This is a genomic window from Kribbella monticola, from assembly GCF_003261635.1.
In the GTDB taxonomy this organism is placed as follows: domain Bacteria; phylum Actinomycetota; class Actinomycetes; order Propionibacteriales; family Kribbellaceae; genus Kribbella; species Kribbella monticola.
In genome coordinates this window covers 1-14,217 of sequence record NZ_QFXK01000034.1, presented here as the reverse complement: position 1 = coordinate 14,217, position 14,217 = coordinate 1, and the positions used below count along the sequence as shown (strand labels likewise).

Genomic DNA, 14,217 nt, shown 5'->3' with positions numbered 1-14,217 from the left:
CGGGTCGGCACAGCGGTATCTCATATGTGAGATAAGGTCCGGCGCATGACTGACGACTACCTCGCCCGGATCGGTAATCTCATCCGGGACGCCCGCAAACACCGCGGCTGGACCCAGACCCAGCTGGCCGATGTGCTCGGCACCAGCCAGAGTGCGGTGAACCGGATCGAAAAGGGTCATCAGAACCTCACTCTCGAGATGCTCGCCCGGATCGGCGAAGCGCTCGATTCCGAAATTGTCTCTCTCGGTGGCGGTCCGGTCCACCTCCGTGTCATCGGTGGACGGGAATTGTCCGGATCCATCGACGTGAAGTCCTCCAAGAACGCCGGTGTCGCCCTGTTGTGCGCGAGCCTGCTCAACAAGGGCCGGACGACGTTGCGCAAGGTGGCCCGGATCGAAGAGGTCAACCGGCTGCTCGAAGTACTGAACTCGATCGGCGTCAAGACGACCTGGCTGAACGACGCCGGCGACCTGGAGATCGTCCCGCCGGAGCACCTCGACCTGACCGCGATGGATGCCGAGGCGGCCCGGCGTACGCGCAGCATCATCATGTTCCTCGGCCCGCTGCTGCACCGCGAGGACACCTTCCAGCTCCCGTACGCCGGCGGCTGCGACCTCGGCACTCGCACGGTCGAGCCGCACATGGCCGCGCTGCGCCCGTTCGGGCTGGACATCAAGGCGACCGGCGGCGAGTACCACGCGATGGTGAACCGGGCGATCACGCCGGCCAAGCCGATCGTGCTGACCGAGCGCGGCGACACCGTGACCGAGAACGCGATCATGGCCGCCGCCCGGTACGACGGGGTCACGGTGATCCGCAACGCCAGCTCGAACTACATGGTCCAGGACCTCTGCTTCTACCTCGACCTGCTCGGCGTGAAGATCGACGGCGTCGGCAGCACCACGCTGACTGTGCACGGCAAGGCGGAGATCGACGTCGACGTCGACTACGCGCCGTCGGAGGACCCGATCGAGGCGATGAGCCTGCTCACCGCCGCGATCGTGACCGGTTCGGAGATCACCATCCGGCGCGCGCCGGTGGAATTCCTCGAGATCGAACTGGCGCTGCTGGAGGAGATGGGCCTGGACTACAGCCGCTCCGAGGAGTACCTGGCCGAGAACGGCCGGACCCGGCTGGTCGACCTGACCACCCGGCCGTCCACGCTGCACGCGCCGATCGACAAGATCCACCCGATGCCGTTCCCGGGTCTGAACATCGACAACCTGCCGTTCTTCGCCGTGATCGCGGCGTCGGCGACCGGCCAGACCCTGATCCACGACTGGGTCTACGAGAACCGGGCGATCTACCTGACCGACCTGAACAAGCTCGGCGGCCGGGTGAAGCTGCTCGACCCGCACCGGGTGATGGTCGAGGGCCCGACGCACTGGTCCGGCGCCGAGATCATGTGCCCGCCGGCGCTCCGTCCCGCGGTGGTGACCTTGATCGCGATGATGGCGGCCAAGGGCACGTCGGTACTGCGCAGCGTCTACGTGATCAACCGGGGTTACGAGGATCTGGCCACCCGGCTCAACTCGCTAGGCGCCCAGATCGAGACGTTCCGCGACATCTGAGTTCTGTTCGCTCAGATCTGCAGCGGTAAGGAAGGCGAGGGCCTCGGTGATCACGTCCGGATCGATCATGATCCGGCGATGACCGAGGCCTTTCGTCTGCAGGAAGCGCGCTTTCGATCCGTACTGCGTGAGTAGGACCTCCGCCTGCCCGGGATCCACCACGTCGTCCTCGTCGTTGTGGATCACCAGCAGGTCGAGATCGCCCGCGCGCACCGAGAATCGCGTCCACACGTCGTCGAGGCCGGGGAAGTAGTGCCGCTCGATGGCTTTGCGGAGCGCCTGGTTCGCGGCCGGACCGAGTCCTAGTTCGTGGCAGAACGCATCGGTCAGGTAGCCGAAGTCGGCGACGCCGCTCACGGTCACGAGTCGCCTCGCGGCGACACCCTCGCGTACGGCGTACAGGGCAAAGGGGGCGCCTAGGGAGTGCGCGATCACGCCTTCGAACGTGCCGTACTTCGCGGCGAGCGCCTGGATGATGCGCTGGTGGTCGAGGATCGTGCTCGCGATTCGGCCGCCACCCGAGTCGCCGTGCGCCGGCGCGTCGTACGAGATCGGGCTGTAGCCGAGCTCGAGCAGGCGCTCGATGTATGCGGCGAATCTTGACGCGCGCGAGCGCCAGCCGTGCACGAGCAGGACCGGCCGCGTGCCGTCGCCCCATTGGTAGGTGACGACGCCCTCGACGATCTCTACCTTCGCGGCGGCGTGGACGGCTCGCTCGGCCTCTCGCACCTTGCCGCGCATCAACGGCCGCCGCCACAGCTCGAAGGCGAGCCGTCCGGCCAGCGTGGGCGAGATCTTGGCGACCAGTCGCAGTCCGGCCCGGATCGTCCTGAGAAGCATGCGGCACTCCCTGCTCGGCAAACTATACGAACGGTCGTATTATTAGTTTATGGAGGCCTGCCGGTCAAGGTGGGCCGTAGGCTTACCCGCAAGATGGTGAAGGAGGCGGCGATGCAGACGCGCACCGACGGCCGGCTGGTCCGGGGCGATCAGACCCGCCGCGCGGTACTGCGGCGCGCAGTCGACATCGCCTCGGTGGACGGGCTGGAAGGGTTGTCGATCGGCCGGCTGGCCGGTGAGCTGGAGATCAGCAAGAGTGGCCTGTTCGCTCACTTCGGCTCCAAGGAAGAGCTCCAACTGGCCACGATCCGCGCTGCCCGGCGGATCTATGTCGACGCGGTCGTCGAGCCCGCGCTCGCCGTGGAACCGGGATTCGGCCGGCTCTGGCGGTTGATCGAGAGCTGGCTGGACTACTCGCAACGCCGCGTCTTTCCGGGTGGCTGTTTCTTCGCCAAGGTCAGCCACGAGTTCGGCGCGCGCTCGGGTCCGGTCCATGACTTCCTCGTCTCGGTCGACCGCGAGTGGCTCGGCCTGATCGAGCAGTGCGCCGCCGAGGCGCGCGCCGCCGGCGAGCTGACTGCCGACCCGACCCAACTCGCGTTCGAGCTCAACGCCTTCTGCGAATCGGCGAACCTCGCCTCCCTGCTCCGCGACGAGATCGACACCGTCTTCTCGCGAGCTCGCCAGTCCGTCCGCACCCGCCTCGAAGCCGCGGCCACCCCCGGTGCCACGCTGCCCTGGGCGTGAAAGTCCAAAACGATTCAGTCTGTGCTTGACCCTTCTCACTCCGTGACCAGCGTGCTTTCATCGGTGCACATCCATTTTGGGAGCGCTCCCAAAATGCGCCCAACGAAAGAGGATCGCTATGAGGCAAACACGCTTGTGGTCCGCCGTCCTGACGACTGCCGCGGCGATACTGGCTGTCCCGATCGTCGGGGCCGGCCCAGCGCAGGCCGACACCCAGATCTGCGAGCAGTTCGGCTCCACCACGATCGGCGGCAAGTACGTCGTACAGAACAACCGGTGGGGGAGCAGCGCGCAGCAATGCATCAACGTGACCGGGTCGGGCTTCCAGATCACGTCACAGCAGGGATCCGCGCCCACCAACGGCGCTCCGCTGTCCTATCCGTCGATCTACGTCGGCTGCCACTACACGAATTGCTCGCCGGGAACGAACCTCCCACGGCAGCTCAGCCAGATCGGTAGCGCCAACTCCTCGATCAGCTACTCCTATGTGGGCGGCACCTACGACGCCTCGTACGACATCTGGCTCGACCCGACGCCCAAGACCACCGGCGTGAACCAGATGGAGATCATGATCTGGCTCAATCGCCAGGGCTCGATCAGTCCGGTCGGCAGCCCGGTCGGCACCACCAGTGTCGCGGGCAGCACCTGGGAGGTGTGGCAGGGCTGGAACGGTGGCAACGACGTCGTCTCGTACGTCGCGCCCTCGGCCATCTCCAGCATGTCGTTCAACGTGATGGACTTCGTCCGGGACGTCGACGCCCGGACCCAGGTCACCACCAGCTGGTACCTCACCAGCATCCAGGCCGGCTTCGAGCCCTGGAACGGCGGCGCCGGCCTGGCCGTGACCAGCTTCTCCGCAGATGTCACGGCCGGTACGGGCGGCGGGGGCGGAGGCGGCGGGACCGCCAAGGAGATCGTCGGCCTCGGTAGCGGCCGTTGTCTGGACGTCTCTGGTGGCGCCACAGCCGACGGCAGCCGGGTGCAACTATGGGACTGCAACGGCAACGGCGCCCAGCGCTGGGCCCCGACCGGAAGCACTCTCGTCAACCCGCAGTCGGGCAAGTGCCTCGACGTCGCCGGCGGATCCACTGCCAATGGTGCCCAGGTGCAGCTCTGGTCCTGCAATGGCACGGGCGCACAGAACTGGCAGCTCAACTCCAACGGCACCATCGTCAACCCCCAGTCCGGCAAGTGCCTGGACGCCAGCGGGCAGCAGACCGCTAACGGCACAGCCATCCAGATCTACGCCTGCAATGGCTCTGCCCCGCAGGCCAACCAGGTCTGGTCCCTGCGCTGAAGCCGGTGGTGCCCCGCGATCATTCCGCGGGGCACCACTCCCGTTTGATGCTGCCGGGTTCTGTCGGTGGGCCTGGCTAGCGTTCTGGGCATGAGGTGGTTGTGGCGGTGAGACCGCACGTGGTGGCACAGGTGGCTGTGTCGGTCGACGGGGTGACCAGCGGGTTCGCCGTCGATCAGGCGCGGTTCTACGCCCTGGCGACCTTGTGGCAGGAGGACGTGACGCTGATCGGCGCCGACACGATCCTGGCTCAGGAGCAGACTTTGCGGTCGACGCAGCGTCGCGCCGTACGGGCCGCTGGGCCGGTGCTCGCGGTGGTGGACAGCCGGGCGCGCGTTCGCGAGTGGGAGTCGTTGCGCGGACTCGGCCACTGGTCGGACGTCCTTGCCCTGTACGCCGACCAGACGCCCGCGCGACCGCTGGACAGCGTGATTCCTGAACTCATCACCGGCTACGATCGTGTCGACCTCGCAGAGGCGCTCGAACAACTCGGTTCGCGCCACCACGCACATGTTGTCCGAGTGGACAGCAGCGGCCGCCTCCTCGCAGTACTGCTGGAGTTGGGTCTCGTCGACGAGCTGGCTCTGTTGGTGCATCCGGTCGTTGTCGGAGCTGGACCGCGGTGGGCGCCGGCTGAACGCTACGACCTGCGCCTTGCCAACGCGGAGGAGTTCGAGGGTGGCGTCGTCTGGCTGCGCTACTGCATGTCGTGAAGGCGTTGCGGGGTTGGGGAAACTGTCGGTGGCGGGGGCTACTGTGAGTCCTGATGAGGAAGCAGTTCGAGGGATACGACGAGCACGACGCGGAGCGGTGGGTCGCGGAGCCGGTCAAGCGGCCCGGGCGGACGGCGTTCGCGCGCGACCGGGCTCGGGTGCTGCACAGTGCCGCGTTGCGCCGGCTCGCGGCGAAGACGCAGGTCGCGACGGCCGGTAGCGACGACTTCGTGCGGAACCGGTTGACGCACAGTCTCGAGGTCGCGCAGATCGGCCGCGAACTGGCGAGCACGCTCGGCTGCGATCCGGACATCGTCGACGCGGCTTGCCTGGCGCACGACCTCGGCCATCCGCCGTACGGGCACAACGGGGAGCGGGCGCTCGACCAGTTGGCCGAGGGGATCGGTGGGTTCGAGGGGAACGCGCAGACTCTGCGGTTGCTGACCCGCTTGGAGTCCAAGACGTTCGGGCCGGACGGTCGGAGCGTCGGGCTGAATCTGAGCCGGGCGACGCTGGACGCGGCGACGAAGTACCCGTGGTTGCGGCGGGAGGGCGAGCGGAAGTTCGGGGTGTACGACGACGACGCCGAGGTGTTCCGGTGGCTGCGGCAGGGCGTGGAGGCGGGGGACCGGCGCTGTCTGGAGGCGCAGGTGATGGACTTCGCCGACGACGTGGCGTATTCGGTGCACGACGTCGAGGACGGGATCGTTGCCCACCACATCGATCTGGAACAGGTGGCGGCCGAGCGTACGCCGTACTGGCGGACGGTGCGGCGGATCTACTTGCCTGAGGCAACAGATGCGGAACTGGACGAAGGGTGGCGCCGGCTGACGTCGTTGCCCTATTGGCCGAGCGCGTCCTTCGACGACAGCCGGCGGGCGCTGGGTGGGCTGAAGGACCTGACCAGTCAGCTGATCGGCCGGTTCTGTACTGCGGCGGAGCAGGCGACCCACGCGCGATTCGGGAGGTCCCGGCTGGTTCGGTACGACGCCGACCTGGTCGTCCCGGACGGTATCCGCACGGAGATCGCGTTGCTGAAGGGGATCGGGATGTTCCATGTGCTGGAGTCGCCGGAGCGGCAGCACCGCCGCGCCATCCAGCGCGAACTGCTGACCGAGCTGGTCGAGGCGCTGACCAAGACCGCACCGCAGCACCTCGACGCCGCCTTCGCCGCCGACTTCGCCGAGGCCCCCGACGACAACGCCCGCCTCCGCGTCATCATCGACCAGGTAGCCTCCCTCACCGACCCCTCCGCCGCGGCCTGGCACACCCGCCTCACCACCTGACCCCGCCGCCCGTCGCCGGGCACACCCGCCTGACTCCACCCACCGCCTTCCCTTCAGACACCGTCTTCCTTCCCTGGGCTGGAGCGGTGTCGGCCTGCCTGTGGAAGCTTGAAGGATTAATGTCTTGGGCATGAGTGATGAACAGCGGATGGTGATTGTCGGAGCGAGCCTGGCCGGAGCGTCGGCGGCCGAGACCTTGCGGGACGAGGGCTGGACGGGCGCGATCGTCCTGATCGGCAGTGAGACCGAGCTGCCCTATGAGCGACCGCCGTTGTCGAAGGACGTGCTGCTCGGCAAGAAGGAGACCGAGTCCGCGCAGCTGCACGACCAGCAGTGGTACGACGACAACAACATCGAGCTGCGCCTCGGCACCACCGTGACCGCGATCGACCCGGCCGCGAAGACCGTGACGCTGGACGACGACTCGCAGCTCTCGTACGACAAGCTGCTGATCGCCACCGGCAGCCGGGTCCGCCAACTCGACGTACCGGGTGCGGACCTGCCCGGTGTCCATTACCTCCGGACGGCCGCCGAGTCGCAGACGCTGACCGACGCGTACGCCGCGAAGCCGCGCGTGGTCGTCGTCGGCGCCGGCTGGATCGGCCTCGAAGCGGCGTCGGCCGCTCGCGAGCGCGGGTCCGAGGTGACCGTCGTCGAGCCGCAATCCACCGCGCTCGCCTCGGTAATGGGCGAGACGGTGGGCGGGATCTACGCGGACCTGCACCGCCAGCACGGTGTCGACCTGCGTTTCGGCACGGGTGTCGACGCTTTGGAGGGTTCCGACAAGGTGACCGGCGTCCGTACGTCGAACGGCGAGGTCATCCCGGCCGACCTGGTGATCGTCGGAGTCGGCGTCCAACCGAACACCGAACTCGCCGAAGCCGCCGGCATCGACGTCGCGTCACGCGAGGACGGCTCCGGCATCGTCACCGGTCCGGACCTGCAGACCTCGGCCCCCGATGTGTACGCCGCCGGCGACGTGGTGCGCTGGGACCACCCGCTGCTCGGCCGCTCGATCCGGGTCGAGCACTGGCAGAACGCGAAGGACACCGGCAAGGCGGCCGCGAAGGCGATGCTCGGCCAGGACGTCTCGCACGACCTGATCCCGTACTTCTTCACCGACCAGTACGACCTCGGCATGGAGTATGTCGGCGATGTCCCGCGCGGTCTGTCGCCGCACGTCGTACTGCGGGGCGACCCGCAGTCGGGCGCGTATCTGGCGTTCTGGCTGGACGACGACAACCACGTCCTCGCGGGCATGCACGTCAACACCTGGGGCGCGATCGACGGAGTACGGGACCTGATCCGGTCCGGCCGTTCGGTCGATCCCGAGCGGCTGGCCGACCCGTCGGTGGAGCTGGCCGAGGTCTGATCGGGTGCGCGGTCCGGCCGAGGTCTCAACCACTTCGGCTGGACCGTAGACTCACTGCGTGGCAGGTCGGATCAAGGAAGAGGACATCGCGCTGGTGCGCGAGCGTGCTCGGATCGACGAAGTGGTCGGCTCGTACGTCACCTTGAAGAACGCCGGCGGCGGTTCGCTGAAGGGGCTGTGCCCGTTCCACGACGAGAAGTCGCCCTCGTTCAACGTCACCCCGGCCCGCGGCTTCTTCTACTGCTTCGGCTGCCAAGAGGGCGGCGACGTGATCGACTTCATCCAGAAGATCGATCAGATCACCTTCCACGAGGCCGTCGAGACCCTGGCCGCGAAGGTCGGCATCCAGCTGCGGTACGACGAGTCGGGCGCGCCGATCCAGCGCTCGCAGTCCAACCAGCGGCCCCGGCTGGTCGAGGCGCACAAGGTCGCCGCGGAGTACTACGCGGAGCAGTTGTTCGGCGCCCCGGAAGCGATGCTCGGCCGGCAGTTCCTGGACAAGCGTGGTTTCGATCGCGACGCGGCGGCCCAGTTCGGCGTCGGATTCTCGCCGCGTGGTGGGGATTCGCTGGTCGCGCATCTGCGCGGTCGTGGTTTCACCAACGCGGAGTTGCTGGCGTCGGGGTTGTGCTCGGACGGCCAGCGCGGGTTGTACGACCGGTTCCGCGGCCGGCTGATGTGGCCGATCCGGGATGCCGGCGGCGACGTGATCGGGTTCGGCGCGCGGCGGATCTTCGACGACGACAAGATCGAGGCGAAGTACCTCAACACGGCCGAGACCCCGATCTACAAGAAGTCGCGCGTTCTGTACGGCGTGGATCTGGCCCGCCGCGAGATCGCCAAGGGCAAGCAGGCGGTGGTCGTCGAGGGGTACACGGACGTGATGGCCTGCCACCTGGCCGGAGTACAGACCGCGGTCGCGACCTGCGGGACGTCGTTCGGTGACGATCACGCGCGAGTACTACGGCAGTTGCTGCTGGATCACGACCAGTTCCGCGGCGAGGTGATCTTCACCTTCGACGGTGACGAGGCCGGGCAGCGGGCGGCGTTGAAGGCTTTCAGTGGAGACCAGGCTTTTGCTTCGCAGACGTATGTGGCGGTGGAGCCGGACGGGCTGGATCCGTGCGACCTGCGGCTACAGAAGGGCGACGCCGCGGTACGGGAGCTGATCGGGCGGCGGGTCCCGCTGTACCGGTTCGTGTTGTCGAATGTCCTGTCGAAGTACGACCTGGACCGGATGGACACCCGCGTGGATGCGCTGCGGGATGCGGCGCGGCTGGTGGTGAGTATCCGGGACCGGTCGAAGGTGGACGCTTTCACCCGCGAGCTCGCGGGGCACCTGGGCATGGAGGTCGACCAGGTGCGATCCGAGGTGCATCGCGCGGCTTCGCGCCCGGTCGCGGCACCTGCCGCGCCGGTGGATCGTGGGCCGGTGACGGTGACTTCCGAGGCACCTCCGCCGCCACCTCGGGTGGATCTGCCGTCGCCGCGTGACCAGCGGTTCGTGATCGAGTGGGACATGCTGAAGATCGCTATGCAGCACCCTGCGCTGGTCGGTGCCGCCTTCGACGAGCTGGACGATCAGGACTTCACGCATCCGTGGCTGGCTGCGGTGCGGACGGCAATGGCCAAGGTGGGCGGTCCGGTCGCGGCCGCGCCGGGGGAGGCGTGGGTGGTCGCGGTGCGGGAGGCGATGGGCAACGACCCGGCTGCTGCTGTCGTGAGTGCTCTCGCTGTCGATCCGATCCGTATCGACCGGGAGCCGGACGAGTCGTACGCGCGGGCGCATCTGGCGCGCCTGCAGGAGTTGACCTGCCTGCGCCGGATCGCGGATCTCAAGTCGAAGTTGCAGCGGACGAACCCGATCGACCGGGCCGACGACTACAACCGGATGTTCGGCGAACTGATCGCGCTGGAGCGGTATCGCACGGATCTGCGTGCGCAGGCGATCTCCGGAGCGCTGTAGTTATCCACAGCTGACGGTTACCTCACGGTCACTTACGGTGGTTTATCCACCGGTTGCGAATTCGTCCCGCCGGGCCGGTCGTTTCGCGGCACTATCCCTTCTGAGAGAGGGGATTGACGATGGCCGAACTCGACTGCGAACCCGCCGACGTCAGCGCGCTGGTCGCCTACCTGCGCGATATCGGGCGGCACGAACTACTCACCCTGGAGGAGGTCAGGGAGCTCTCGTACTGGATCGAGGCCGGGCTGCTCGCCGCCGACCGGCTCGAGGGCGCGGCACCGGCGGACCGGGCCGACCTGCTCGCCGTGGCCGAGCTGGGCAAACAAGCCAGACGCCGGATGATCGAGGGCAACCTCCGCCTGGTCGTCTCCCTCGCCAAACGGTACGCCGGCAAGGGCGTCTCGCTGCTGGATCTGATCCAGGAGGGCAACCTCGGCCTGATGCGCGCGATCGAGCGCTTCGACCACCGCCGCGGGCACCGCTTCTCGACGTACGCGATCTGGTGGATCCGGCAGGCGATCGGCCGTGCCGTCTCCGATCGATCACGGCTGATCCGGATGCCGGCGCAGGCCTATACCGACGCGACCAGGGTCGCGGCGGTGCACCGCGATCTGACCCAGCGGCTGGGCCGCGAGCCGACCGCAAAGGAGGTGGCGGCGGCCGCCTGCCTGACCCCGGCCCGGGTCGAGCGCGCAAATGCATGGAAGGTCCGCCCCGACTCCCTCGATGTGGAGGAGACGGATCTGGAGATCGACGACGAGTCGATCGTCCTGCAAGCTGCGCTGCGCCGTGATCTCAACCATCAGCTCGACTTTCTGGACGACGCTGGCCGGGCAATCTTGCGCCTCCGCTTCGGCCTGACCGGCCGCCCACCGACCACCCTGGAGGAGACCGCCGAGCAACTCGGCCTGACACCAGAGCAGACCTCCACCCTGGAACGTGAGGCGCTCCGAGCTTTGCGTCGTCGCTGCAGAACAACCCTTCGCGACTATGCCGCCTGACTACGGTGAGCCGCGAAGAGCAGCCAGTACTGCGAGCACGCGGCGGTGGTCGTCCTGCGCGCCGTGCAGGCCGAGTTTGCTGAAGATGTTCGCGATGTGGCTCTCGACGGTCTTGAGGCTGACGGTCAGCCGGTGGGCGATCGCGGAATTGGATCGGCCCTCGGCCATCAGGGCGAGCACGTCGCGTTCGCGCTCGGTCAACGCGGCGAGCGGATCGCCGGCGGAGTCCGCGCGCATCAGATGCCGCACGATCTCGGGGTCCAGCACCGTTCCGCCGGCCGAGATCGTGCGCAACGCACCCATCAGGGTCTCGACATCGACGACCCGGTCCTTGAGCAGGTAGCCGAAACGCTCGGCATGACGTTCCAACAACTGGGAGGCGAAATGGGTCTCGACGGCCTGGGACAACAGCAGGACACCGAGAGCGGGGATCCGCTCGCGGAGCTCGATCGCGGTCACCGCGCCCTCATAGGTGTAGGTGGGCGGCATCCGGATGTCGACGATCGCGACATCGGGTCGATGCCGGTCGACGGCAGCGACCAATTCGGTGCCATCGGCAACTTTCTCGCACACCTCGACACCGGATTCGGCCAGGAGGCGGGCAAGGCCTTCCCGCAGCAGTGCGGAGTCGTCGGCGATCACTACCCGCATGGCAGCACCGCCTCGACGCGGGTGCCGCCGCCAGGTTGGTCACCGGCGGACAATGCTCCACCGAGGGCCGCGATCCGGTCGGCCAGGCCTTGGAGGCCGCGACCCTGGGGATCGACACCGCCAACACCGTTGTCGAGAACGGCGACCCGCAACTCGGATCGGTCGGCCGAGACCTGGATCGCCACCTCCTCGACCTGGGCGTGCTTGACGACGTTCGAAACTGCCTCGGCGATCACGAACCAGGCCGCGCTCTCGACCGGCGCGGGGAACCGTCGGTCGACCACGTCGAGCTTCATCCGGACCGGGATCCGGCTGGCCAGCTCGTCGGTCGCGGCTCGGAGGCCACCGCCGGCGAGTGCGGCCGGCTGCAATCCGCTGGCGAGGTCGCGGAGGTCTTGGACCGTGAGTGCGAGATCCGTGATGGCCTGGTCGACTTCGGCCCGTAGTACGGCGTCGGCGCCGTTGACGCGGGCGGACCGGAGTTGCAGGGCGATGGCGAGGATGCGTTGCTGGGCGCCGTCGTGGAGGTCGCGCTCCATCCGGCGGCGTTCCTCCAAATACGCGCCGGCGAGCCGGGCCCTCGACTCGGTGATCTGCTCGACCTGCTTGGCGAGTTCGGCCCGCAGGCCGAGGTTGTCGATCTCGGCTGAGGCTTCGTGGACGACAGCTTCGATGACGGCGCGATCGCACTGCGCAGGGTCGAACTCGATGCGCGCGCCCACCTGGTCCCGGCGTAGCAAGTCGACCACGTGCGGACCTGGCGCGGCCGCGCGACCGTCGGAGGTGACCCAGCCGCCGTCGGCCGGGAAGAGCACGCGGGCCTGGGGATCTCCCGTCGCTTCAATCAACAGGGCATCGAGATCGGGCGACGGCTGGGCCAGCCCGGCTCGTACCAGTTGGACGGCGTCGAAACGGCGGCGGTTGAAACGACGATCGACCACCCGGCGTGCCCACACGTACGCCGGCCGGGCGACAGCGATCGCGGCCAAGGTGGCCAAGATCGTCAGCAGTTGTGAATCGCCTTGCACAGGAAGGCTTTTCGTGATGACCACGACCACCAGACCGAAGACGGCGATGACGCAGCCGGTCGAGATCGCGTACGCGGCGGAGTCGGTGACGATGCGCTCGACGTCGTACAAGCGGTACTTCGCCACGGAGAACGCGGCACCAAGCGCGAGAGTGATCACGCAGACGCTCAGCACCCAGCCGGCGGCAGCGTCGAATCCGGCGTACGACACGGCGAAGGACGCGATCACGCCTGGTGCGATCGGCGCTGCACCGGCGACCAGCCAGAGCAACTGCCTGCGGGCGTCGCCTCGCGCACGGCGGAAGGCCGTCACGAGCACGTATACCGAGGCCAGCAGGCACAGGCCAAGGACAATCACCGCGACGGCCGCCAGGACCGAGATCGGGCCGGCTAGTTCTTTGATCGCCCATGGGCTGACCAGGTCGGCGTACGGGCGTTCCAGGTGGGTGGAACGCAGTAGTGCTGCTAGTTGGAAGACGACGCCGGAGACGACGGTCAGTATCGGGAGGATCCGCGACGCGGGCCGGACGGCCGGCGTGAATTGGAGGCCGAGGGCAAGGAAAAGGAACCACCAGACGAAACTGCTGTCGCCCAAGGTCGCCATCAACGGACCGTGCGGTGCATGGTCGGGTCCGAGCGCGAGGCTGGCGTACAGGTCGGCGAACCCGCTCCAAGCGAGGGCGGTGCCGAGTCCCAGGAAGGCCCAGCCGGCGGGTTGCTCGACGACTCGCCAGGTGAGGACGACGCCCACCACCCAGCAGACCAGCATCGCGACGAGGTACAGGACGTCCGAGGGCGCGACCGGGACGGCGCCGTCGAGCCGGGCCTGGACCACACCCATGCCGACGAAGAGCGCAGGTCCGAGCGGCCAGGTCACCACTCGCGCCGCTGTCCCCGCGATCCCGCTCATCTCGTCATAGTGGCAGGAAAACCGTACGGCGTACTCAGGGACAGCCCTGATCCGAAGACCAGTGCCCACTCCGTCGCTCCCGCGGCGCGAAAGATCGACGCTGGACGCAATCAGCCGGCCCGATCCCAAGGAGTCTCGTCATGGCATCCACCACAGCACCTACTCACACCCGGTCAGGAAGGACGTCAGCGGCCAAGGTCGCGGCGGCCGCGGCGGTTCTGTTCGCGGTCGCGTTCTTCTGGACGGTCGCCAGCGTCGACGTACCGCATCGGGCGAGCGACGCGAAGTTGCTGTCGTGGTGGCAGGAGAGCAACAAGCAATTGGCCGGCATCGTCTCGCAGTACTGCGCCATCGCGGCCGCCTTGTTGTTCGTTGTCATGATCAACTATCTGGCGACGCTCATGGCGAGGAGCGGTGCCCGGCAATGGGTGATGTTCGCCCGCTCGATGGGCCTGATCTTCAGTACGACGCTGCTGGTCTCCGCGGCCCTGCGTGGCGTGATCGGCCGGATGGTGAAGGTCGACCGCGAACCGCTGCCGGGTCTCGAGGTGCTGCGCTACTCCACCGCGCTCAACTACGACCTGATCGGCAGCGTCGCCATGACAGCCCTCGGCCTGACAATCCTGGCCGTCTCCGTCGTAGTCCTCCGCACCCTGATCCTCCCGAAGTGGCTCGCGTACGTCGGCTTCCCCTGCTCCACCCTCATCCTGATCGCCAGCGCCGCCATGATCGGCCAGTTCACCATCATCCTGTCCCTGATCTGGTCCCTCTGCCTAGCCACCACCCTCTGGCGCCACCCCACCACCCCCTAACCGCGCCACCCGCCCCCGCCCTC

12 protein-coding genes are annotated in these 14,217 nt (G+C 67.7%); 9 read left to right on the top strand and 3 right to left on the bottom strand.

The window, feature by feature from the left end:
• Positions 1-45: 45 nt before the first annotated feature.
• A complete protein-coding gene (locus tag DIZ26_RS24690; RefSeq protein ID WP_112245531.1) occupies positions 46-1,572 on the top strand; it encodes a helix-turn-helix domain-containing protein in 1,527 nt (508 codons plus the stop codon).
• Here the strand turns inward: DIZ26_RS24690 and DIZ26_RS24685 are convergent.
• Complete coding sequence (locus tag DIZ26_RS24685) at positions 1,537-2,412, bottom strand: alpha/beta fold hydrolase (protein WP_112245529.1); 876 nt, start codon at positions 2,410-2,412, stop codon at positions 1,537-1,539. The genes DIZ26_RS24690 and DIZ26_RS24685 overlap by 36 nt on opposite strands.
• A gap of 111 nt (positions 2,413-2,523) precedes the next feature.
• Between DIZ26_RS24685 and DIZ26_RS24680 the strand changes: the two genes are divergently transcribed.
• From DIZ26_RS24680 to DIZ26_RS24650, 7 genes are all read left to right on the top strand, one after another.
• Positions 2,524-3,159 (top strand): TetR/AcrR family transcriptional regulator, encoded by a 636-nt coding sequence (locus DIZ26_RS24680; protein ID WP_112246054.1) that lies wholly within the window; start codon positions 2,524-2,526, stop codon positions 3,157-3,159.
• 118 nt (positions 3,160-3,277) lie between these two features.
• Positions 3,278-4,456 (top strand): GH12 family glycosyl hydrolase domain-containing protein, encoded by a 1,179-nt coding sequence (locus DIZ26_RS24675; protein WP_112245527.1) that lies wholly within the window; start codon positions 3,278-3,280, stop codon positions 4,454-4,456.
• 95 nt (positions 4,457-4,551) lie between these two features.
• On the top strand, positions 4,552-5,169 hold the full coding sequence (locus tag DIZ26_RS24670) for a dihydrofolate reductase family protein (RefSeq protein ID WP_332872746.1): 618 nt from the start codon (positions 4,552-4,554) through the stop codon (positions 5,167-5,169).
• Positions 5,170-5,222: 53 nt separating this feature from the next.
• Complete coding sequence (locus tag DIZ26_RS24665) at positions 5,223-6,455, top strand: deoxyguanosinetriphosphate triphosphohydrolase (RefSeq protein WP_112245525.1); 1,233 nt, start codon at positions 5,223-5,225, stop codon at positions 6,453-6,455.
• 130 nt (positions 6,456-6,585) lie between these two features.
• Entirely contained in the window at positions 6,586-7,827 is a 1,242-nt protein-coding gene (locus tag DIZ26_RS24660; RefSeq protein WP_112245523.1) for an NAD(P)/FAD-dependent oxidoreductase, read from the top strand.
• 58 nt (positions 7,828-7,885) lie between these two features.
• On the top strand, positions 7,886-9,793 hold the full coding sequence (dnaG, locus tag DIZ26_RS24655) for a DNA primase (RefSeq protein ID WP_112245521.1): 1,908 nt from the start codon (positions 7,886-7,888) through the stop codon (positions 9,791-9,793).
• A 119-nt stretch (positions 9,794-9,912) separates the two neighbouring features.
• Positions 9,913-10,794: a sigma-70 family RNA polymerase sigma factor gene (locus DIZ26_RS24650; RefSeq protein WP_112245519.1), complete on the top strand. Its 882-nt coding sequence runs from the start codon at positions 9,913-9,915 to the stop codon at positions 10,792-10,794.
• Here the strand turns inward: DIZ26_RS24650 and DIZ26_RS24645 are convergent, their stop codons facing one another.
• Complete coding sequence (locus DIZ26_RS24645) at positions 10,795-11,445, bottom strand: LuxR C-terminal-related transcriptional regulator (protein WP_112245517.1); 651 nt, start codon at positions 11,443-11,445, stop codon at positions 10,795-10,797.
• On the bottom strand, positions 11,436-13,382 hold the full coding sequence (locus DIZ26_RS24640; protein WP_112245515.1) for a sensor histidine kinase: 1,947 nt from the start codon (positions 13,380-13,382) through the stop codon (positions 11,436-11,438). Before DIZ26_RS24640 ends, DIZ26_RS24645 begins: the two co-directional genes overlap by 10 nt.
• Positions 13,383-13,522: 140 nt before the next feature.
• On the opposite strand from DIZ26_RS24640, the gene DIZ26_RS24635 reads away from it, so the two are divergent.
• Positions 13,523-14,194, top strand: coding sequence for a hypothetical protein (locus tag DIZ26_RS24635; RefSeq protein ID WP_112245513.1), 672 nt, complete (start codon positions 13,523-13,525; stop codon positions 14,192-14,194).
• Positions 14,195-14,217 lie beyond the last annotated feature (23 nt).

What these genes read in the sequence shown, in the direction of transcription:
- DIZ26_RS24690 (WP_112245531.1), top strand. Translation starts at nt 46, where the DNA reads ATGACTGACGACTACCTCGCCCGGATCGGTAATCTCATCCGGGACGCC.
- DIZ26_RS24685 (WP_112245529.1), bottom strand. Translation starts at nt 2,412, where the DNA reads ATGCTTCTCAGGACGATCCGGGCCGGACTGCGACTGGTCGCCAAGATC.
- DIZ26_RS24680 (WP_112246054.1), top strand. Translation starts at nt 2,524, where the DNA reads ATGCAGACGCGCACCGACGGCCGGCTGGTCCGGGGCGATCAGACCCGC.
- DIZ26_RS24675 (WP_112245527.1), top strand. Translation starts at nt 3,278, where the DNA reads ATGAGGCAAACACGCTTGTGGTCCGCCGTCCTGACGACTGCCGCGGCG.
- DIZ26_RS24665 (WP_112245525.1), top strand. Translation starts at nt 5,223, where the DNA reads ATGAGGAAGCAGTTCGAGGGATACGACGAGCACGACGCGGAGCGGTGG.
- DIZ26_RS24660 (WP_112245523.1), top strand. Translation starts at nt 6,586, where the DNA reads ATGAGTGATGAACAGCGGATGGTGATTGTCGGAGCGAGCCTGGCCGGA.
- DIZ26_RS24650 (WP_112245519.1), top strand. Translation starts at nt 9,913, where the DNA reads ATGGCCGAACTCGACTGCGAACCCGCCGACGTCAGCGCGCTGGTCGCC.
- DIZ26_RS24645 (WP_112245517.1), bottom strand. Translation starts at nt 11,445, where the DNA reads ATGCGGGTAGTGATCGCCGACGACTCCGCACTGCTGCGGGAAGGCCTT.
- DIZ26_RS24640 (WP_112245515.1), bottom strand. Translation starts at nt 13,382, where the DNA reads ATGAGCGGGATCGCGGGGACAGCGGCGCGAGTGGTGACCTGGCCGCTC.
- DIZ26_RS24635 (WP_112245513.1), top strand. Translation starts at nt 13,523, where the DNA reads ATGGCATCCACCACAGCACCTACTCACACCCGGTCAGGAAGGACGTCA.